Origin of the sequence: Mesorhizobium sp. B1-1-1 (assembly GCF_006442955.1) — a bacterium.
In the GTDB taxonomy this organism is placed as follows: Bacteria; Pseudomonadota; Alphaproteobacteria; order Rhizobiales; family Rhizobiaceae; genus Mesorhizobium.
The window spans coordinates 52,189-72,723 of record NZ_VFWW01000014.1 but is presented as its reverse complement, the minus strand read 5'-3'; the positions used below and the strand labels follow the sequence as shown (position 1 = coordinate 72,723).

Sequence of the window (20,535 nt, the reverse complement as noted above, 5' to 3'; positions counted from 1 at the left end):
TAACTTGGCAAAATGCCTAAATGCAAGAGGTTGACGTGTTCAAGGCGATTGCCAACGAACGAAGGCTGCGGATCCTCGACTGGCTGAAGGATCCGCGCGCGCATTTCCCGGCCCAGGCGGATGGCGATCTGGTCGAGGACGGCGTCTGTGCGCTGCTGATCGCCGAAAAGCTCGGCATTACCCAGGCGACGCTCAGCGAGCACATGCGTGTGCTCACCCAGGCAGGGCTGTTACGGGCCAAGCGCATCAAGCAATGGACATTCTATCGCCGCGACGAGGACAGGATCGCTGAGACAAGAGCGCTCATCCAGAACCGGCTATAGCTAGGACCGCCTTCGGCGGCTTCTATGCAAGCCAGTCGGGGATCGAATCCAGCCCGATCAGTTCGTCATAGGTCTGGCGCGGGCGCACGACGTGGAAACGATCGCCGTCGACCAGCACTTCCGGCACCAGCAGGCGGGTGTTGTAGGTGCCCGCCTGTACCGCGCCATAGGCGCCGGCGGTGGCGATGGCGACCAGGTCGCCGGACTTGAGCCTTGGCAGGTCGCGGTCGAGGCCGAGATAGTCGCCGGTCTCGCAGACCGGGCCGACGATATCGACCGTCATGCGCGGCGCCTCGGCGGGCGGCAGCACCACCGGTCTTATGTCGTGGAAAGCGTCGTAGAGCGTCGGCCGGATCAGGTCGTTCATGGCGGCGTCGACGACGAGGAAATTCTTGGCATCGCCTTCTTTGGCGAAGATCACTTGCGAGACGAGGATACCGGCATTGCCAACGATCAGCCGGCCCGGCTCGAACATCACCTTCAAGCCAAGCTTGGTGACGTGCTTGCGGACGATCTGCGCGTAGGCGTGGGGGAGCGGTGGCGGGTTGTTGTCGACGCGGTAGGGAATGCCGAGACCGCCGCCGAGATCGACATGCTCGATGGCATGGCCGTCGGCGCGCAGCGCGCCGACCAGTTCCACCAAAAGCGCGAAGGCATCGTCGAAGGGTTGCAGCTCGGTGATCTGGCTGCCGATATGGGTGTCGATGCCGGTGACCTTGATGCCCGGCAATTCAGCCGCGCGCGCATAGACCTGACGCGCCTTCTGCCATGGAATGCCGAACTTGTTCTCGGCTTTGCCTGTCGAGATCTTCTTGTGCGTCCTGGCGTCGACATCCGGATTGATGCGCAGCGAGACCGGCGCCACCTTGCCCAGGGCAACGGCGCGCGACGAGAGCAGTTCGAGTTCGGGCTCGGATTCGACGTTGAAGCACAGGATGCCGGCTGCCAGCGCAAAGTCCATCTCACGCGCGGTCTTGCCGACGCCGGAGAACAGGATGTTGCTGGCCGGGATGCCGGCTGCCAGCGCGCGCCGCAACTCGCCTTCCGACACCACGTCGGCTCCGGCGCCGAGCCTGGCCAGGGTTTTGAGCACCGCCTGATTGGAATTCGCCTTCATGGCGTAGCAGACCAGTGCATCGAGCCCGGCAAATGCCTGGACGAAGACGTGGTAGTGCCTGGTCAGCGTGGCCGTCGAATAGCAGTAGAATGGCGTGCCGACGGTTGCGGCGATGTCCGATATCGCCACGTCCTCGGCATGAAGCACGCCGTCGCGGTAGTCGAAATGGTTCACGAGAGTGGTTCCGAAAAGTTGGAGCAGGGTAGGAGCGGGTTTAGCACTCTAAACCGCTCTGACCGGCTCTAGAGCAGCGGGTCGAGAATGAACTTCTTGTCCGCGACCGGTTTTTCCGGTTCCGGCGGCACGGGTTGGTGTGCCTTCTCGGCGTCCTTGCGCGCCTGCACGGCCGCCTCGTAAGGCGTGTCGAGACCGGACCTTCTGCCGCAAGCCGTAACGGCGGCAACCGCCGCAAGCAGCGTCAGTGTTACCAAAATCCTGCTTCCGGTCATCGATCCATCCGTCCGAAACTTTTTTCCGCCGCTGCTTTTAGCCGAGTTCTCGGCGCATTGCACCCTGGATATTGCCGTTGCAATATCGTGGATATTGGCGGTTGCAATATCCGGGATATGGCTGGCCGCAATGTCCGGCATCACGCCTTCGCCAGCCGCTTTTTCCAGTAGCGGATCTGCTTCCTGACTTCCGACGGTGCGGTGCCGCCGAAGGAGGTGCGGCTCTTCACAGAGTTCTGCACGGCCAGCACCGAAAAAATGTCCTTCGTGATGCCGGGGTGGATCGACTGCAAGTCTTCCAGCGCAAGCTTCTCCAGGCTCAGCTTCTTCTCTTCGGCCAGCGCCACCGCCCGTCCCGTGACATGATGCGCTTCCCGGAACGGCAGGCCGAGCGTGCGCACCAGCCAGTCGGCAAGGTCGGTCGCGGTTGCGTGGCCGGAGCCGGCAGCCTTCTTCATCGCCGCCGCGTTCACCGTCATATCGGAGACCATGCCGGTCATCGCCGCCAGCATCAGGTCGAGCGTCTCGGCGGCATCGAACACCGATTCCTTGTCTTCCTGCATGTCCTTGCCATAGGTCAAAGGCATGCCCTTCATCACCGTCAGCAGGCCGACCAGATGGCCGGTGACGCGCCCGGTCTTGCCGCGCACCAGTTCGGCGGCGTCGGGGTTCTTCTTCTGCGGCATGATCGAGGAGCCGGTGGAGAAGCTGTCCGACAGCCTGATGAAGCCGAATTGCGGCGTCGACCAGATGATGATTTCTTCCGCCAGCCGCGACAGATGCGTGGCGCATATGGCCGCCAGTCCCAGGAATTCCAGCGCGAAATCGCGGTCCGAGACGCTGTCCAGCGAATTGCGCATCGGCTCGCGGAAGCCGAGCGCACTGGCGGTCTGGTGGCGGTCGATCGGAAAGCTGGTGCCGGCAAGGGCGGCCGCACCCAGCGGGCTCTCGTCCATGCGTTCGATGGCGTCGCGCACCCGCGACAGGTCGCGCGAAAACATCTCGACATAGGCCATGCAGTGGTGGCCGAATGTCACCGGCTGCGCCGCCTGCATATGGGTGAAGCCCGGCATCACCGTCGCGGCGTGCTGCTCGGCCCGCTCCAGCAACGCACTGATGAGACCCTTCAAGGCCTCGGCGACGCGAAAGCACTCGTCTTTGACCCAGAGCCGGAGGTCCACTGCAACCTGGTCGTTGCGAGAGCGGGCCGTGTGCAGCCGGCCGGCGGCCGGACCGATCAGCTCGGCGAGGCGGGCCTCGACGTTCATGTGGATGTCTTCCAGCCTGGTCGAGAATTCAAACGTGCCCGCCTCGATCTCTTTCAGGATCGTGTTCAGGCCGTGAGCGATTTTCTCTTGATCGGCCGCCGAAATAATGCCCGTTTGCGCCAGCATCGCGCTATGGGCGATCGAACCTCTGATGTCCTGCGCATAGAGTTTGCGGTCGAACGAGATCGATGCGTTGATTGCTTCCATGATCGCGGCCGGACCCGAGGCAAATCGTCCGCCCCACATCTGGTTGCTGGTCTTCTTGTCGCTCATGGCTATAAAACCCGTGCTCGGAGCAGTTTTGAGAACATGGCAGACGGAAACAGATTTTTCCCGGCCCCGCGCCTGATCCTCGCCGCCCTGGTGGCGGGAGCGCTGGCCGGCGCGGTCGCGGTATATGTCAGCGAGAGCCAGTCTGGCAACAACGCCGCGTCGCAAGTCGCCGTCGGCGACAGCAAGGACGATGTCGCCTGCGCCGCCAAGAGCGAACGCGCCAAGAAGATCGCCGCAGCCGCCACCGGCGAGGTCGCGGCGCTCTTGCCAGCCGATCCGCCGCAATCGATGAAGAGCCTCGCCTTCAACGGCCCGGACGGCAAGCCGATGACCATCGCCGACCATGCCGGCAAGACGGTGCTGCTCAATCTGTGGGCGACATGGTGCGCGCCATGCCGCGCCGAAATGCCGGCGCTGGACGCCTTGCAGAAGGAGAAAGGCAGCGATGCGTTCCAGGTCGTCGCCGTCAACGTCGATGCCGGCGACGACGTGAAGCCGAAGAAGTTCCTCAAGGACACCGGCGTCGAGGCGCTCGGCTATTACAGGGATTCGACGATGGCGCTGTTCAACGAACTCAAGACGCGCGGCCTGGCGCTCGGCCTGCCCGTCACCATGCTGATCGACGGCGAAGGCTGCCTGATCGCCCATATGAACGGCCCGGCCGAGTGGTCGGGGCCGGACGCCAAGCGGCTTGTCGAGGCCGCGCTCGGGTCTTGAAGAGGCTGGGACAAGGCTGGGCGCAAGCGCGGCTTGACCACGCAACGGTTCCGCCCAGCCCATCCGCGGCGGCCTGAGCCGACCCGGTCAATTCGTCGAATGCCTGGATCGGCGCCGGCTTGCCGAGATAGTAGTCCAAGCCTCGGCGTCCAGGGACTCACCTTAAGGACATATATGGCGAGCCGTTTGTGCTATCGGCCAGACGAGCCGTTGGTCGGCAGGGGATAGACGCCCTTCAATACTTCGTCGAAGTGATGACTGACCGCCGCATTGCACTCGCAAGCAAGCCACCGCAGGCCGTCGACCTTGCGAACGACGATCCGGGCACGATGGGTCTCAATGAGACCGTGTTCTTTCAGATCGCGTATGACGCGGCTCAAATAGCTCCGGCCGACTCCGAGCATTACGGCGAGCTGTTCTTGTGTCAGCGCCAGATCGGGAGTGCCCGTCCGATCAATGGCGGCCAGCAGCCATTTCGCTGTCCGTTGCTCGATCGAATGCGCGGCATTGCAGGCCACGGACTGGAACATCTGCGCCATCAGGCAGTCCGCGTACCGCGCGAACAGATTCCGTAGCGTCGACGACCTGGACTTCGCCTCTTCAAGGTTAAGCAGGTCGATGCGGAAGAACGAACCTCCCAATTGTACTTCAGCGCGAGCGTAAGCTGGGAGCCTGCCTTGGCTGACAACTCCGCCAATTGCCCCTTCTCGTCCGACCAGAGCCGTCTCGATCGCACGCCCGTCGCTCAGCACGACGAGATAGGAAATCAGGCTGGGACCTCTCGGGAAGTATGCATGGCGAACCGTGTCGCCAGGTTCATAAAGCAGTGTTCCGGTGGGGGCCGACCACTCATCCAGCCAAGGCTCGAGGATTGCCCAATCTGCCGCGGTGAGTGCCCGCAGAAGATTGTTGCCGATCATGCCGGAGTCTATGTGGGCGCGGGCTTCCATTTACACTCCTCCGAACGATCGCTTGCGGCCCATATCCCAATAACCGGAGAAATGTCCACTAGTGCGCAGACGCGCAAAGCGCGAATGTCTAAGAAGTGACAGGGGTGCTGATCCAGGCCCCATCTAGCGCGAGCTGTGGCGCGTCGGCTCCAGGCGAAATGCTAGAAGATCGCCCAAGGCGGACAACAAAGCCCTGCGGTTGAATTGCTGGCGTGTCGCGTAGAGCACGTCGATACTGAACCCGTGCAACCAGCGTGAGATATGAACCCGGAACAACCGCCCGCTTCAGGGGCCCATCCCCTTCTCCGGCTCTACATCGCCGGAGACACGCCCGGTGCTCGTCGGGCACTGGAAAGCCGCCTGAAGATAATCGAGGAGATGAGCGCATCCATTGAAATCCAGATCTTCGATATCCTGGAACATCCTCATGAGGCGGAGCGAGCAGGGATACTAGCAACGCCGACGCTCTCCGACGAATCCGCCGATCCCCCGCGCCGTATGGTGGGCGACATCAGCAATATCGCTCAGGTTCTGGACTATTTCGGTTTTCGCAAGAAGGATGATATTCATGACCGCGACGGATGAGATCTCTATCGACCCGGTTCTTGAACGCGTCAATACAGGGATCGAGGCTTTTGACGACTTGGTGATGGGTGGCTTGCCGCGCGGACGCACCACCATCGTGGGCGGCACGCCCGGTAGCGGCAAGACCGTATTCGCCACGCAGTTCCTGGCGCATGGCATCACCGGTCTCAATGAGGCCGGTGTCTTCGTCACTTTCGAGGAGTCGCCAACCGAGATCGAGGTAAACATGGCGAGCTTCGGCTGGGACATCCGCGGCTGGCGAGCGGCGGACAAGCTTGTTTTCGTCGATGCGAGCCCGCGCGATCAGGACCAGGTGGTTGTGGGCGATTTCGACCTCGCCGGTCTTCTGACCCGCATTCTGCACGCGAGCCGAAGCGCCGGGGCAAAGCGCATCGTGCTCGATTCGGTTACCCAACTTTTCGATCATTTCGTAGCCGAGCAGACGGCAGTGCGCCGCGAACTTCTACGTATTGCGACCGCGCTGAAGAAAGAAGGGCTGACGGTCCTTATGACCGCGGAACGCAACAGTGAATATGGTGAAATCTCCCGTCACCGAATAGAGGAGTTCGTCGCAGACAATGTCGTGATCCTTCGCAATGCCCTTGATCGCGAGCGCCGTCGGCGGACCATAGAAGTCCTGAAAATGCGCGGCAGCCGTCACGTTGAGGGCGAAGTGCCCATAACGCTGGTCGCCGAACAGGGCATCGTAGCTGTGCCTCTGTCATCGTTGCGCCTGGAGCAGCAATCAAGCACGAAACGGGTCACCAGTGGTAATTCCGAACTCGACAAAATGTGCAGCGGCGGGTTCTTTCGCGACAGCGTAACCCTTGTCAGTGGAGCCACAGGCACCGGAAAGACTCTACTTGTCACCAACTTTCTAGCGGGCGGAGTGGCTGCGGGCGAACGCGCCTTGCTCGTCGGCTATGAGGAGAGCCGCGGCCAGCTTTTCCGCAACGCGCGTAGCTGGGGCGTCGATTTCGAAGCGATGGAGGCGGATGGTCGCCTGAAGGTAGTCTGCCTTTATCCGGAAGCGCAGAGTTTGCCGGATCACCTTCTGATGATCCGCGAACTGGTGGCGGAGTTCAAACCCGATCGCATGGCAATCGACAGCTTGTCGGCATTGGAGCGCATCGCGCCAGAAACCGGGTTTCGTGAGTTCTTGATCAGCGTCACCTCCTTCATAAAGAAGCGCGAAATTGCCGGCCTTTGCACCGCTACCAACAAATCGCTTGTCGGAGGCCAGAGCGCTAGCGAGCAGCATATTTCCACACTCACCGATTCGATCATTCTGTTGCGCTACATTCAGCAGGAAGAATTCATGCATCGCGGCATGATGGTGCTGAAAATGCGCGGCAGCGAACACGACAAACAGATACGGCGCTTCACCATCGACAGTGGCGGCATGCATCTTGGAAAGCCCTTTGACAGCGCGCCTGATGTGTTCGGCGACTCCGCCGTGGACAACACGTCGACATGAAGAGCGCCTTGAATACGGCGCAAAACGCCGCCGAAATGCTGGAATCGCCCGGAGATACATCTCCGGCTGGCATCAGCCAGCTCAGCTTTCGCCAGTTGATCGAAAATACCGCCGACGGGATGCTGGTGGTCGATTTGGACGGAACAGTGCTCTATGCCAATCCTGCGGCAGCCGTAATTTTTGGACAGCCGCTTGACGAACTCCTCCACGTTCCGCTCGGCCGTCCGGTCGTCTCCGGAGAGATCGCCGAGATCACCGTTCACCGTTCCGGCCGCAAGCCGGCAGAAGTGGAAATGCGTACGGTCGAGGTTACCTGGGACAGCAGGCCCGCATTGCTTGCCAGCCTGCGCGATGTCTCGGCCCAGCGATCAAGAGAAGAAAACGCACGCCAGTCACAAAAGCTCGAAGCCATTGGACGCCTCGCAGCTGGCATTGTCCATGACTTCAACAACCTACTCGCCGTTTTCGGGTCTGGCCTTCGGCTTCTGGAGAAACAGATCGCTAAATATCCTGCGGATGAGAAAGTCACTCTGCTGGTCGAGGAGATGTTCAGGCGGATCGAAAATGGAGGAGCGCTAACACAGCAACTGCTTGCCTTTTCGCGACGCCAATCCCTGGCCCCGGAACAGATTGATCTCAATGAACGTATCAAGGGGCTGACGACGCTGCTGGAACGGACGTTGGGGAGCGGTATCCGGGTGCAATGCAATCTGGATCCAGCCTTGGACCCTATCCTTATCGATGCCAACCAGCTCGACATCGCCGTTCTTAACCTTGCGGTGAACGCCAGAGATGCAATGAAAGGCAGTGGCACCCTCACGATTGAGACCAGCAATTTTCCAAATGATCTGGAGGATTTGCGTTCAGCGGCGGCTTCATTTGTTCGCGTGACTGTACGCGATACCGGCTGTGGAATGAGCAAGGACACCCTGGCGCGCGTTTTCGAGCCGTTCTTCACAACAAAATCGGAAGGGCAGGGTACGGGACTCGGGCTAAGCCAAGTTTACGGCTTCATCAAGCAATCCGGTGGGCATGTCCGAATCGATAGCGAAATCGGTCAGGGAACAAGCCTGCATCTCTACTTGCCGCGCGCTTCTGGAACCGAGCGGCAGCAGAACTGAGCGGCGGCAGACCCATTCCCGGCCAGCAGACTGATTGGCCGATGTCAAATCCGTCAGGCTGAGCGCGGGACGGGAATTTCCACGCATCGACCGAGCATTAAACCGACGCCTTTTTCAGCGTTGTCATGTCAGTGTTGTCATGTGCTGTTAGACGCCGTCCGTCGGTGAGGTCGCTGACCGTCTCGAGACAGGTCCCTGGTACATCAATTCAAGCAGCAAGCCGCTATGCAATCCTTTTCCGGGTCACTTTCATCCGGAAGTGAACGCTACTTTAGCCGGACATGAAGTGCGCCTGCCCGCAACAAAACCGTTGTCCGCTGCGCGCGAACGACACATAGTGCCATTGCGGGAGTGCCCCTTTCGCCAATGACAAGCAATGAGAACGGGAGACGAAACATGAAGTTCTTTGGCTTCGCGGCCGGTGTCGCCGTGACCCTGCTTTCCACAACCTCCGCCTTCGCCGTCACGCAGATCAGCTGGTGGCACGCCATGACCGGCGCCAACGCAGAGGTCGTCGACAAGATTTCCAAGGATTTCAACGCCAGCCAGGGCGACTACCAGATTGTTCCGGTTTTCAAGGGCACCTATCCCGAAACGCTGAATGCCGGCATCGCCGCCTATCGCGCCGGCCAGTCGCCTGACATCATCCAGGTGTTCGATGTCGGCACCGGCGTGATGATGGCGGCCCGGGACGCGATCAAGCCAGTGGCCGAGGTGCTGACCGGCGCCGGGATGGACTTTGACAAGAGCCAGTATCTGCCAGGCATCGTCGGTTATTATTCGACGCCGGACGGCACCATGCTGTCCTTCCCCTACAACTCCTCCTCGCCGATCCTCTACTACAACAAGGACATCTTCCAGAAGGCGGGGCTCGATGTGAACAACCCACCCAAGACCTGGAACGAGGTGTGGGAGGATGCCAAAAAGATCAAGGCGAGCGGCGCCGCCGCTTGCGGCTACACCTCGACCTGGCTGACCTGGATACACCTGGAAAACTTCGCGGCGTGGAACGATGTGCCGTGGGCCACGCAGCAGAATGGCCTGGCCGGCGGTGATGTCGAACTCAAGATCAACTCGCCGATCTTCGTCAAACATTTCCAGGCGCTTGCCGATCTGGCCAAGGACGGCACCTTCAAATATGGCGGGCGCACCTCCGAAGCCAAGCAGATATTCCTCGCCGGCGAATGCGGCATCTTCACCGAATCCTCGGGCGGCCTAGGCGACATCGTCAAGTCGGGCATGAACTACGGCATTGGCCAGTTGCCCTATGACAGCGACGCCAAGGGCGCGCCGCAGAACACGACGCCGGGCGGCGCCAGCCTTTGGGTCTTCGGCGGCAAGTCCGACGAGGAATACAAAGGCGTCGCGGCCTTCTTCGCCTATCTGTCCAAGACCGATGTGCAGGAATATCTGCACCAGAAATCGGGATACCTGCCGGTGACGCTCGCCGCCTATGAGGCGACGAAAAAGTCCGGCTTCTACGACAAGAATCCCGGTCGCGAGACGCCGATCCTGCAGATGACGGGCAAGGCGCCGACCGACAATTCGAAGGGCGTGCGGTTGCCGAACCTGCCGCAGGTGCGCGACATCCAGAACGAGGAGTTCGAAAAGATGCTTGCCGGCCAGGAAACCGCCCAGCAGGCGCTCGACAATGCGGTCACGCGTGGCAACGCGGCGATCAAGGAAGCACTGGGGAATTAGGGCGCGTCGAGCCTATCGAGTTATAGTCCTTGCTCTACGAGACCCCCCTCTGCCCTGCCGGGCATCTCCCCCTGGAGGGGGGAGACTGGCTGTCGCGACCGTTTTCGGCAATTGTCAAAGCTGGAGAATGGCAGCTGCCGCAGGAACTGCCAATCTTCCTCCAAGAGGGGGAGATGCCCGGCAGGGCAGCGGCGAGCGCCGTAGAGCGCCGCTCGGCTTTCCACGCCGGAGCGGCGCATTGACCCCGCGCGTCGTCTTTCCCAACAAAGTCTTGCCATACCTCCTGGTGGCGCCGCAACTTGCCATCACGCTGGTGTTCTTCTACTGGCCGGCCGGGCAGGCGCTCTACCAGTCGATGCTGAGGCAGGACCCGTTCGGGCTGAGGAGCAGGTTCGTCTGGTTTGCCAATTTCCGCAAGGTGCTTGCCGACCCGGCCTATCTCAACTCGATCAAGGTCACAGTGGTGTTTTCGCTCGCGACCGTGATCGTTGCCATGGGCGTGGCGCTGCTCCTTGCCGTGATGGCGGAAAAGGTGGTGCGCGGCAAAGGCCTCTACCGCACGCTGATGATCTGGCCCTACGCGGTGGCGCCGGCGATTGCAGGCATGCTGTGGCTGTTCCTGTTCAATCCATCGATCGGCTCGCTGTCTTATCTGCTGAGACGTTTGGGCGTCGCCTGGGATCCGCTGCTCAACGGCACCGACGCCATGATCCTTCTGGTGGCGGCGGCCGCCTGGAAGCAGATCAGCTATAATTTCCTGTTCTTCGTCGCCGGGCTGCAGGCGGTGCCGAAAACGCTGATCGAGGCGGCGGCGATCGACGGCGCCGGCGAAACCAAGCGCTTCTGGACCATCGTCTTCCCGCTTTTGGCGCCGACGACGTTTTTCCTTTTGGTCGTCAATACCGTCTATGCGCTGTTCGACACGTTCGGCATCGTCCACGCCGTCACCGGCGGCGGGCCGGGCAAGGCCACCGAGACACTGGTCTACAAGGTCTACAATGACGGCTTCGTCAATCTGATCCTCGGCGATTCGGCGGCGCAGTCGGTCATCCTGATGGTCATCGTCATCGCGCTCACCGCCATCCAGTTCCGCTACGTGGAACGGAAGGTTCATTACGGCTGAGGAGCGCGATGATCGGTCAATCCCCGTTTCGCATTTTCCTTGCACATGCCGTGCTCATCCTCGGCATACTGATCGTGGCCTTTCCGATCTACTACACTTTCGTTGCCTCGACGCAGACGCTGCAAACCATCCTTAGGCCGCCACTGCCTTTCCGGCCGAGCAGCGAGTTCTGGAACAATTACGGCGAGGCGCTGTTCGGCGGCGTCGGCCGCATCGGCGGGCTCGGCGTCGGCAGGCTGCTCCTCAACTCCACGATCATGGCGCTCGGCGTCGCGGTCGGAAAGATATTCATCTCGATCCTGTCGGCCTATGCGATCGTCTTCTTCCGTTTTCCGCTGCGCATGACGTTCTTCTGGCTGATCTTCATCACCCTGATGCTTCCCGTCGAGGTGCGCATCCTGCCGACCTACAAGGTAATGGTCGACCTCGGTATGATCGACACCTATGCCGGACTGATCATCCCGCTGATCGCCTCGGCCACCGCAACGTTGTTGTTCCGCCAGTTCTTCATGACCATCCCGGGCGAGTTGGTCGAGGCGGCGCGCGTCGACGGCGCCGGTCCATGGCGGTTCTTTTTCGATATCCTGTTGCCATTGTCGCGCACAAATATCGCGGCGCTGTTCGTCATTCTTTTCATCTACGGCTGGACCCAGTATCTGTGGCCGCTGCTGGTCACCAACAGCAACGATATGAACACCATCGTCATCGCACTGAAGAAGATGGTCTCCTTCGCCGATGCCGACACCCAATGGCATTTGGTCATGGTCACGGCGATCCTGGCAATCTTGCCGCCAATCCTGGTTGTGGTGCTGATGCAGCGCTGGTTCGTGCGCGGACTGGTCGACACCGAAAAGTGAGAAGCCGATGGCGACGGTCGATCTGAGGGACGTGAAGAAAGTCTATGCCGGCGGCGTCGAAGCCGTGAAGGGCGTCTCCATTGCCATTCCCGACAAGGAACTCTGTGTGCTGGTCGGGCCGTCCGGCTGCGGCAAGTCCACGCTTTTGAGGATGATCGCCGGGCTGGAGACCATTTCTTCCGGTACGGTCGCTATCGACGGCAAGATCGTCAACACGATCGGCCCGACCGAGCGCGACATCGCCATGGTGTTCCAAAACTATGCGCTCTATCCGCATATGAAAGTCTACGACAACATGGCTTACGGGCTACGCAATCGCGGTACGCCCAAGGACGAGATCGACAGCAGGGTTCGTTCGACCGCCAAGGTGCTGGAGCTTTCAGCGCTGCTTGACCGGCGCCCGCGCGAGCTTTCAGGCGGTCAACGCCAGCGCGTCGCCATGGGCCGCGCCATCGTGCGCAATCCGAAAGTCTTCCTGTTCGACGAGCCACTCTCCAATCTCGATGCCAAGCTGCGCGGCCAGATGCGGGTCGAAATCAAGAACTTGCAGCGCTCGCTCGGCGTCACCTCGGTCTACGTCACCCATGACCAGTTGGAAGCGATGACGTTGGCCGACATCCTTGTCGTCATGAATGGCGGATTGGTCGAGCAGGCGGGCGCGCCACTCGACATTTACGAAAAGCCGGCCTCGACGTTCGTCGCCTCTTTCATCGGCGCACCGCCGATGAATCTTCTGTCCCTTTCGGGTCCGGCGCTGACCGGCAGCAAGACGAGCGACTTTGCGCCTGCGAATGCCGTCACGCTTGGCTTCCGCCCCGAGGATGCCGATGTCACTTTCGCGGCCGAGGCACCGTCCGGCGCGCTCGTGCTGCCGACAATGGTGGAGGCGGTCGAGCCGGTGGGAGCGGACAGCTTTCTTCACTGTGCGGCAGGAGGCGACCGCATCGTCGTGCGTGTGGCCGCGCGCGCCACAGCCAAGCCCGGCGACCAGTTGCGCGTCGTGGCCAAGGCCGAGAAACTTCACTGGTTCGATCAGGCTGCAAAGAGGGTCGACTGACGCCAATCTTGCATGCCGATTAGCGAGCCGCGAACCGTCGGCCGGTCAGGCGAATACATGCGCCTGTCCCGACACGGTGAGCCGGACGATCTCACCGACCGCCGGCGCGTCCATGCCGGACTTGCGCAGGATCAGCGGCGTACTGCCGATGGCGGCGGCGTCCGGCGGGTCGGGGCTGTTGAGCAACCGCACCGCGACCGTGCAGGTCGAGCCGGCGAATTCGGATTCCGTTACCTCGCCAAACAGCATGTCCGGCGTGCCGGACATGCCCTCGCGCGATGTCCGCTTCAGTCCGATCTGCTCCGGCCGCAACATGATGCGGGCGACATCGCGGCTGTCCGATGTATCCACGGCGATGCGGCCAAGCGGCGACGTGGCGAAACCACCCGCTATCTTCGCCGGCAGGATGATGGCGTCGCCAAGGAACTCGGCAATCATCCTGTCCTTCGGCTTGAGATAAAGTTCGCGCGGCGTGCCGACCTGCGAGAATCGGCCCTCGCGCATCACAGCGACCTGGCTGGCGAAGGACAGCGCCTCGGCCTGATCGTGCGTCACCAGGATGGTGGTGATGCCGGCGGCTTCGAGCAGTTCCGCCACGGCCTTGCGCATGGAGGCGCGCAGGCCGGTGTCGAGCGCCGAGAACGGTTCGTCGAGCAGCATCAGCCGCGGCTTCATCGCCATGGCGCGGGCGAGCGCCACGCGTTGCTGCTGACCGCCGGAGAGTTCGTGCGGGCGGCGCTTCAGGATCGCCTTGTCCAGCCCTACTATATAGGCCAGTTCGACGATGCGTTCGGAGCGTTTGTCCAGCCTGCGGTCCATCCCGAAACCGATATTGTCGCCAATCGTCAGGTGCGGAAACAGGGCGCCGTCCTGTGCAACCAGGCCAATACCGCGGCGGTGCGCCGGAACGGCGCCGCCGCTGTCGGCCAGCATCTTTCCGTCAAGCACAATGCTGCCCTGGTCGGGCGCCTCGAAACCGGCGATCAGCCGCAGCAAGGTGGTCTTGCCGCAGCCGGACGGCCCGACGATGGCCGTGCGGCTGCCGCTGGCGATGTCGAGATCGATGCCGGCAAGCGCCGCGACCGGGCCGTAATGCTTGTGCAAGCCCCTGAGTTCGAGAAAGCTCATCGTCCAGCCATCCGTTTTGACTGGACATAGAGCAGCCAGGTCAGGGGCAGCGACATCGCCACCATGATGAAGGCGTAAGGTGCCGCCGAAGCGTAGTCGATCTCGCCGCTGTAGGACCAGAACGCCATCGCCAGCGTGCGGGTGCCGTTCGGCGCCAGCATCTGGGTCGCGGTCAGTTCGTTCATGATGCCGAGCGCCACCAGCGCCATGCCGGCGGCGGCACCCGGCGCCGACAGGCGGATCGTCGTCGACCACAATGCATGGAGCGGCGACCGCCCGAGGCTGGACGCGGCGCGCTCGAGCTCGACCGGCGCCTGCGCGATCGACGCCCGCAGGCTGATCAGGGCGCGGGGCAGGAACATCAAGGCATAGGCAACCAGGATGGTGAACAGGGTCTGATAGAGCGGCAGGGCGATGCGCACGGTGATGGTGACCAGCGCCAGTGCGATCACGACCCCGGGCAGCGATCCGACGATGTAGTTGCAGCCCTCCAGCAAGCGCTGCAGAGGCCCCGGCGCGCGGATCGAGATCCAGGCCATCGGCATGGCGGCGACGGTGGCGAGCAGCGCGCCGGCGAGCGCCAGGAACAACGTCTGGCCGAGCGCCAGGCCGATCTCGTCGAGCCGCCAGACCTCGGCGCCGCCGGCGGCAAGCCAGCGTCCGATGGTGACGAACGGTACGCCGAGCGCCAGAAGCGTGGTGGCGGCAAGCAGCAGCAGGCAAGGCACGGTCGCCCGGCCGAGCGGCGCGCGCTGTTGGTGGCGCGCGGCGCCCGAACCGACGCGGGCATAGCGCTCTTCCCCGCGCACCAGCACCTCCAGCCCGAGCAGCACGAAGCAGCAGCTCACCAGCACGCCGGCCAGCATATTCGCGGCCGGCCCGTTGAAGGTCGATTGGAACTGGTCGACGATCGCCGTGGTGAAGGTGTCGAAGCGGATGAAGACGTAAAGGCCGTATTCGGCCAACAGGTGCAGGCCGACCAGCAATGCGCCGCCACAGATGGCAAGCCTGAGCTGCGGCAGCACGACGCGCCAGAACACACGCCAGGGACCAAGGCCGAGTGCGGCCGCGGCGTCTTCGAGCGCCGGATCGAGCCGGCGCAGGGCCGCCGATACCGGCAGGTAAAGGAACGGGAAATACGCTATGACAGAGACAAGCACGCCGGCCCACAAGCCATGTAGCCCGGGCACCATGGTGATCCAGGCATAGCTGTGCACGAAGGCGGGAATGGCGAGCGGCGCCACGCATAGCCAGGCCCACAGCCGGGCGCCGGGCAGGTCGCTGCGTTCGGTCAGCCAGGCCAGCGCCACCGACAGGATGATGGCGATCGGCACGGCGAGCGCGACAAGCAGGACGGTGTTGGCCAGAAGCTCGCCGACACGCGGCCGGAAAACCAGCGCCGAGACGGTTTCCCAACCGGTCTGCACGGCGACCCAGACGATGAAGGCAAGCGGCAGCAGGGCCAGCAGCGAAACGAAGATAGCGGCGGCAACGATCCATGACGCAGCGCGCTGGCGCGCCCTGCGGCGCGTCCTCGGCGGCAGGCCCGGGGTTGCAATGTCGGCCGCGAACTGCATCGGCTCAGACTTCGCGCCCTTGCCGCCCGGCGGCGGCAATCGAAAGACCACGATCATGGTCGGGAATACAGCGTGTCGTCATCGACGAATGCCATCTCGAAAAAACAAAACGCTCCCGCGGAATTCCCGCGGGAGCACGGCCGGTGTCCTTATTAGGACGAACGGCAACTAAAGCAAGCCGGCCGTCGTCATCAGGTCGGTGGCCTTCTTGGAGTTCAGCGTCGCGGCATCGATCTTCGGCGCCTGCAGGTCGGCCAGCGGCACCAGCTTCGGATTGGACTCTGCGCCCTTGCCGACCGCGTATTCGAAGGACGTTCCGTTCTTCAGCACGTCCTGGCCGCCCTTGCCGGTCACCCACTTCAGGAAAGCCTGGGCTTCCTTGGGATGCTTGCTCGAAGCCAGCACGCCACCGCCGGAGGTCGAGACGAAGGCGCCCGGATCCTGGTTCTTGAAATAATGCAGCGCTACGTTCTTGCTGTTTTCGCCGGTCTTGGCCTGATCGCCGAAGTAGTAGTAGTGATAGATCACGCCGCCTTCGATCTCGCCGGCGTTGACCGCTTTCATCACGGTGCTGTTGCCCTTATAGGCGGTGAAATTCTGCTTCATCGCCTTCAGCCAGTCCGCTGTCGCGGCTTCGCCCTTGAGCTGCAGCAGCGCGCTGACGATAGCCTGGAAATCGGCGCCCGACGGCGAGGCGGCCCAGCGGCCTTTCCAGCTCGGATCGGCAAGGTCGAGCAGCGACTTGGGCAACTGGTCGGCCTTGAGCTTGGTGGTATTGTAGGCAAAGACGGTGCTGCGGGCGGCAACGCCGACCCATTTGCCGCTCGCTGCCTGATAATCCTGCGGAACCTGCGCCAGTGTGTCGGCGTCGACCGGCGCGAACAGGCCGGCATTCTCGACCAGCACCATGGCCGGCGAATTCTCGGTCAGGAACACGTCGGCGGGCGAGGCGGTGCCCTCCGCAACGATCTGGTTGGAGAAATCGCTGTCGCCGCCATTGCGCAGCGTGACCTTGATGCCGGTTTCCTTGGTGAAGCCGTCGGCCCATTCCTTGGCGAGGCTCTCGTGCTGGGCATTGTAGACGATGATGCCTGTGTCCTCAGCCATCGCCTGGCCAGCGATCAGGCTGACCGCCACCGCCGCGGCGCCGGCAAGGGTGGAAAGAGCGTATTTCATGGGCGTCGTCCTCGATCTCGTTGAACTGGCACGCAGCACCTATCGATACATGACAGGTGTAGTCAACATTTTTGGCCTGCTTCAATCGGCCGCTGGCGGCATAGGCCCATGCCAGGCGGACAATTCCGCGTGATGGCCGCGCGCGACCGACGGTCCAGGACACAGTCGCCGTCGACGAGCCCAAGTTCGCGTTCGCCCGCAATCTTTCGTGACTTGCCGGTAGTTTGCCTTGGACATTATTTCGCCGGCCACGTAACAAATCAGCGCCGAGGCGCGAAGATCGGGGAGTGAACTCTTGTGAGCGGCAAGGACGAGGCCGAGCTTTCCCGGCTGATGCGAGCCGCGATCGCGGGAGATGAAAGGGCCTATGCCGACTTTCTGCACCGGACGGCCGCTCTGGTTCGCGGTTTTGCCAGGCGCAAGATCGTCAAAGGCGGGGTCGATCCCGAGGATGTCGTGCAGGAAACCTTGCTGGCCATTCATGTGAAACGGCACACCTGGCGGCAGGACGCACCTGTGCTGCCCTGGGTCTATGCCATCGCGCGCTTCAAGTTGATCGACGCGTTCCGGCGGCGCGGACGGCGCATCGAGATCGATGTCGACGGTATTGCCGAAACCTTCGCCGAGCCGGAAACGGAAACCGTCAGCGAACGCGACATCAACCGGGCGCTCGACGGCCTGCCGCCGGCACAGCGCTCCGTGGTGTCGTCAGTGTCGGTGGAGGGGCGCTCGATCGGCGACACGGCAGCCAAGTTCGGCATCAGCGAAACAGCGGTGCGGGTTTCCTTGCATCGCGGACTTGCAGCCATTGCCAAGCGGTTCCGGCAGGGGCGGTTTGGGCAGGAATGACATGAGGACCGAAGATCTCATCAAGGCGCTTGATGCCGACGCCCGCAGCAAGGCGATGCCGCTGCGCTCGGCCTGGTGGCTGGCTGCCGGTGTGGCCGCCGTGATCGCGGGCGCGGTTTTCATGATGACGATCGGTCCGCGCCCCGACTTCATGGCTGCCGCACATACGATGCGCTTTCTTTCGAAGTTCCTGTTCACCATCGTGCTCGCCGCCAGCGCCTTCGCCTTCGTCAGGACATTGTCGACACCGGGAGCATCGACAGGCAAGGCGGCGGCCTGGATGGCGGCTGCGCCCGTGCTCGTGGCAGTGGCCGTGGTGCTGGAGCTTTACGCCGTGCCCGAGGCCGACTGGGGCAGGCGTCTCGTCGGTTCCAACATGATGGTCTGCATGGGGCTCATCCCGCTGATCGGCATCGGCCCGCTTGCCATCTTCCTGTGGATGCTGCGCTATGGCGCGCCGACACGGCCGGTGCTGGCCGGCACGGCCGCGGGCCTGCTCGCCGGCGGGCTGGCGGCAACCTTCTATGCCGCGCATTGCTTTGATGATTCGCCGCTTTTCGTCGCCACCTGGTATACGATCGCGATCGCCGCGCTGGCGCTGCTCGGCGCGCTCGGCGGCCGGTTTTTCGTGCGCTGGTAGCGCGACGCCCGCTGCTGCATCCCGCGCATACCGATCCTTAATCATGCCGGCAAATGTTTGCCGGCCGGCGGCATCGCCGATACCCGACGCAACCTTTCCTTAAAATCGATCCGTCAGGATTTTCACGGGAAATGCGATTGCCCACGGGGTGGTACAAATCGTGGCAATGCGAAGGATCATCGGGCCGGCGCCGCACAGACGTGCGGGGTTGGCTCTGCTCGTGGGCGGGACAGCGGCGATGACGGCATCGATCCTGCTGTCGCGGCTGGATCCCGGCGCCGAGACGCTCGAATTATGTGTGCAGGCGTCGGTCGGTGTGGCAGCCGGCGCACTTCTCCTGGCCTGCATGTTCGCGCGCGTCATCCGCAAGGACCGCCGCCAGATCGCCGAGAGCGAGCAGCGCTTCCGCCGTGCCATGGAGGATTCCTCCATCGGCGTCGCCATCGTCGGCCTCGACGGGCGCATTCTTGAGGCCAACCCGGCTTTCGCTGCCATGCTCGACTACCGCCGCGACGAGATCGAGGCGTTGACCTTCTTCCAGCTCACGCATGCCGACGATCTGGAGATCGGGCGGGAGACGATGGAAGACCTGAAGGCCGGCAAGATCGATTCCTTTCATTTCGAGAAGCGCTATCTCAAGAAGGACGGCACGCCCGTCTGGGCCCGGCTGGCCGGCTCCGTCATTCGCGACGGGAATAGCGGCCGGCCGCTGTATCTCGTCTCGCAGATAGAGGACATCGATGCGCGCAAACAGGCCGAGGCGCGGATCGCCGAGGCCGAAACGCGCTGGAACTTTGCATTGGCCGGCGCCGGCCAGGGCGTCTGGGACTTCGACAAGCGCAGGGGCGGCACTAACTATTCCTCGACCTGGGTCAAGATGCTGGGTTATGCCGACGGGGAACTCGACGGTGACCCCGATCACTGGCTGGCGATGATACATCCCGACGATCGCGAAGCCGTGGCCGAGGCGGACCGCGCCCATCTCGAAGGCCGCACGCCGTTCTTCGAGGCCGAATTCAGGATGCGCCACAAGGATGGCCGCTGGCTCTGGTTCCTCGACCGCGGCAAGGCGATCGAGCGCGACGAAGAGGGGCGGCTGATCAGGGCGATAGGCAGCCTGACCGACATCACCCGGCGCAAGCAGGCGGAGGAGCGCCTCGCCGTGTCGGCGGCCATGCTGGCCGACGAAAAGGAGCGCCTCAAAGTGACGCTCCAGTCGATCGGCGATGCCGTCATCTGCACCGATGCCGCCAACCGCGTCACCTTCATGAATCCTGTCGCCGAAAAGCTGACCGGTGTCTCTTGCAATGATGCCCTCGGCAAGACGCTCGGCCATGTCTATTGGGCGGTCGACGAGGAGACCGGCCACAGGATCGGCGTGGCGCGGCCTGCGATCGGCGGCCAGGGAGCCGATGACCAGAACAGTCGCGCCGTCCTCATCCGGCGCGACGAGACGCGCTGCAGCATCCGGCAGGTCGTGTCGCCGATCATGAACGAACGCAACGAATTCTGCGGACTGGTCATCGTCTTTCAGGACTTCACCGATGCGCGGGCGCTGCAGCGCCAGCTTGCCCACGCCGCCGCGCATGATGCGCTGACCGGCCTTGCCAACCGCGCGAGTTTCATCCGCGCCATGGAAGAACTGGTCGATCAGGCCCGCAAGGAGGGGATCGGACATCAGTTCATGTTCATCGATCTGGATCATTTCAAACTGGTCAACGACACAGGCGGCCACGCGGCTGGAGATGCATTGCTCAAGCGCGTTGCCGAGGCCGTGCGTGGCGTGCTTGGTCCGCAGGACATGGTCGCGCGTCTGGGCGGCGACGAATTCGCGGTCATTCTGAAGTCGGGCTCGGCCGCCGGGGCCAGGATCGCGGCGCGATCCATCATCGATGCGATACAGGGCCTCGATTTCACCTGGGAAGGCCGTCCCCATTCGATCGGCGCCAGCATCGGACTGGCTCCTATCGACGCCGATTGCGGCGCTGTCGACGAGATCATCGCCAGGGCAGACGCCGCCTGCTACGTGGCCAAGGCTGCGGGTCGCGGATGCGTGTCCATGGCGCCCGAGAATGACGCCACGGACGACAGGATCGAAATCGAGACACCCAAGCCCCTGGCCGCAGCGTCGTAGCCCCGCGATCAAC

General features: G+C 62.7%; 19 protein-coding genes. 12 read left to right on the top strand and 7 right to left on the bottom strand.

Features of this window, described 5'->3' with window-relative positions; genetic code table 11:
* The first annotated feature begins 20 nt into the window (after nucleotides 1-20).
* Nucleotides 21-323, top strand: a complete 303-nt coding sequence (locus FJ986_RS26245) for a metalloregulator ArsR/SmtB family transcription factor (RefSeq protein WP_140513877.1) — start codon at nucleotides 21-23, stop codon at nucleotides 321-323.
* Nucleotides 324-345: 22 nt separating this feature from the next.
* Here the strand turns inward: FJ986_RS26245 and lysA are convergent, their stop codons facing one another.
* The 3 genes from lysA to argH form a co-directional block, all read right to left on the bottom strand.
* The gene (gene lysA, locus FJ986_RS26240; protein WP_140676339.1) at nucleotides 346-1,614 is read right to left on the bottom strand and encodes a diaminopimelate decarboxylase; all 1,269 of its coding nucleotides are present in this window, start codon (nucleotides 1,612-1,614) and stop codon (nucleotides 346-348) included.
* A gap of 68 nt (nucleotides 1,615-1,682) precedes the next feature.
* On the bottom strand, nucleotides 1,683-1,889 hold the full coding sequence (locus FJ986_RS26235; protein WP_140500798.1) for a lipoprotein: 207 nt from the start codon (nucleotides 1,887-1,889) through the stop codon (nucleotides 1,683-1,685).
* A gap of 140 nt (nucleotides 1,890-2,029) precedes the next feature.
* Entirely contained in the window at nucleotides 2,030-3,430 is a 1,401-nt protein-coding gene (gene argH / locus FJ986_RS26230; RefSeq protein ID WP_140513875.1) for an argininosuccinate lyase, read from the bottom strand.
* Nucleotides 3,431-3,466: 36 nt separating this feature from the next.
* On the opposite strand from argH, the gene FJ986_RS26225 reads away from it, so the two are divergent.
* Entirely contained in the window at nucleotides 3,467-4,147 is a 681-nt protein-coding gene (locus tag FJ986_RS26225) for a TlpA disulfide reductase family protein (protein ID WP_140558128.1), read from the top strand.
* A 191-nt stretch (nucleotides 4,148-4,338) separates the two neighbouring features.
* Here the strand turns inward: FJ986_RS26225 and FJ986_RS26220 are convergent, their stop codons facing one another.
* A complete protein-coding gene (locus tag FJ986_RS26220; protein ID WP_140513873.1) occupies nucleotides 4,339-5,097 on the bottom strand; it encodes a Crp/Fnr family transcriptional regulator in 759 nt (252 codons plus the stop codon).
* A gap of 261 nt (nucleotides 5,098-5,358) precedes the next feature.
* Between FJ986_RS26220 and FJ986_RS26215 the strand changes: the two genes are divergently transcribed.
* From FJ986_RS26215 to FJ986_RS26180, 7 genes are all read left to right on the top strand, one after another.
* Nucleotides 5,359-5,682, top strand: a complete 324-nt coding sequence (locus tag FJ986_RS26215) for a circadian clock KaiB family protein (RefSeq protein WP_140676336.1) — start codon at nucleotides 5,359-5,361, stop codon at nucleotides 5,680-5,682.
* Complete coding sequence (gene kaiC, locus FJ986_RS26210; protein WP_140500803.1) at nucleotides 5,666-7,159, top strand: circadian clock protein KaiC; 1,494 nt, start codon at nucleotides 5,666-5,668, stop codon at nucleotides 7,157-7,159. The genes FJ986_RS26215 and kaiC overlap by 17 nt, the downstream gene beginning before the upstream one ends.
* A complete protein-coding gene (locus FJ986_RS26205) occupies nucleotides 7,156-8,280 on the top strand; it encodes an ATP-binding protein (protein ID WP_140676332.1) in 1,125 nt (374 codons plus the stop codon). The genes kaiC and FJ986_RS26205 overlap by 4 nt, the downstream gene beginning before the upstream one ends.
* A gap of 396 nt (nucleotides 8,281-8,676) precedes the next feature.
* Nucleotides 8,677-9,981: a sn-glycerol-3-phosphate ABC transporter substrate-binding protein UgpB gene (ugpB, locus tag FJ986_RS26200; protein WP_140633277.1), complete on the top strand. Its 1,305-nt coding sequence runs from the start codon at nucleotides 8,677-8,679 to the stop codon at nucleotides 9,979-9,981.
* A gap of 238 nt (nucleotides 9,982-10,219) precedes the next feature.
* On the top strand, nucleotides 10,220-11,104 hold the full coding sequence (gene ugpA, locus FJ986_RS26190; protein ID WP_140513871.1) for a sn-glycerol-3-phosphate ABC transporter permease UgpA: 885 nt from the start codon (nucleotides 10,220-10,222) through the stop codon (nucleotides 11,102-11,104).
* An 8-nt stretch (nucleotides 11,105-11,112) separates the two neighbouring features.
* Nucleotides 11,113-11,961: a sn-glycerol-3-phosphate ABC transporter permease UgpE gene (ugpE, locus tag FJ986_RS26185; protein WP_140676326.1), complete on the top strand. Its 849-nt coding sequence runs from the start codon at nucleotides 11,113-11,115 to the stop codon at nucleotides 11,959-11,961.
* Between the two features lie 7 nt (nucleotides 11,962-11,968).
* Nucleotides 11,969-13,018: a sn-glycerol-3-phosphate import ATP-binding protein UgpC gene (locus FJ986_RS26180; protein WP_140500808.1), complete on the top strand. Its 1,050-nt coding sequence runs from the start codon at nucleotides 11,969-11,971 to the stop codon at nucleotides 13,016-13,018.
* A 45-nt stretch (nucleotides 13,019-13,063) separates the two neighbouring features.
* Here FJ986_RS26180 and FJ986_RS26175 read toward each other — a convergent pair whose 3' ends face one another.
* The 3 genes from FJ986_RS26175 to FJ986_RS26165 form a co-directional block, all read right to left on the bottom strand.
* The gene (locus tag FJ986_RS26175) at nucleotides 13,064-14,146 is read right to left on the bottom strand and encodes an ABC transporter ATP-binding protein (RefSeq protein WP_140500809.1); all 1,083 of its coding nucleotides are present in this window, start codon (nucleotides 14,144-14,146) and stop codon (nucleotides 13,064-13,066) included.
* Nucleotides 14,143-15,723 (bottom strand): iron ABC transporter permease, encoded by a 1,581-nt coding sequence (locus FJ986_RS26170; protein ID WP_181181925.1) that lies wholly within the window; start codon nucleotides 15,721-15,723, stop codon nucleotides 14,143-14,145. Before FJ986_RS26170 ends, FJ986_RS26175 begins: the two co-directional genes overlap by 4 nt.
* Before the next feature lie 168 nt (nucleotides 15,724-15,891).
* Nucleotides 15,892-16,899: an iron ABC transporter substrate-binding protein gene (locus tag FJ986_RS26165; RefSeq protein WP_140676321.1), complete on the bottom strand. Its 1,008-nt coding sequence runs from the start codon at nucleotides 16,897-16,899 to the stop codon at nucleotides 15,892-15,894.
* 297 nt (nucleotides 16,900-17,196) lie between these two features.
* Here FJ986_RS26165 and FJ986_RS26160 point away from each other — a divergent pair, with 297 nt between their 5' ends.
* The 3 genes from FJ986_RS26160 to FJ986_RS26150 all read left to right on the top strand — a co-directional run bounded on the left by FJ986_RS26160 (nucleotide 17,197) and on the right by FJ986_RS26150 (nucleotide 20,522).
* Entirely contained in the window at nucleotides 17,197-17,748 is a 552-nt protein-coding gene (locus FJ986_RS26160) for a sigma-70 family RNA polymerase sigma factor (RefSeq protein ID WP_140525438.1), read from the top strand.
* A 1-nt stretch (nucleotide 17,749) separates the two neighbouring features.
* Nucleotides 17,750-18,388, top strand: a complete 639-nt coding sequence (locus FJ986_RS26155) for an NrsF family protein (protein WP_140525439.1) — start codon at nucleotides 17,750-17,752, stop codon at nucleotides 18,386-18,388.
* A gap of 238 nt (nucleotides 18,389-18,626) precedes the next feature.
* On the top strand, nucleotides 18,627-20,522 hold the full coding sequence (locus FJ986_RS26150; protein WP_246681838.1) for a PAS domain S-box protein: 1,896 nt from the start codon (nucleotides 18,627-18,629) through the stop codon (nucleotides 20,520-20,522).
* Nucleotides 20,523-20,535: the final 13 nt, after the last annotated feature.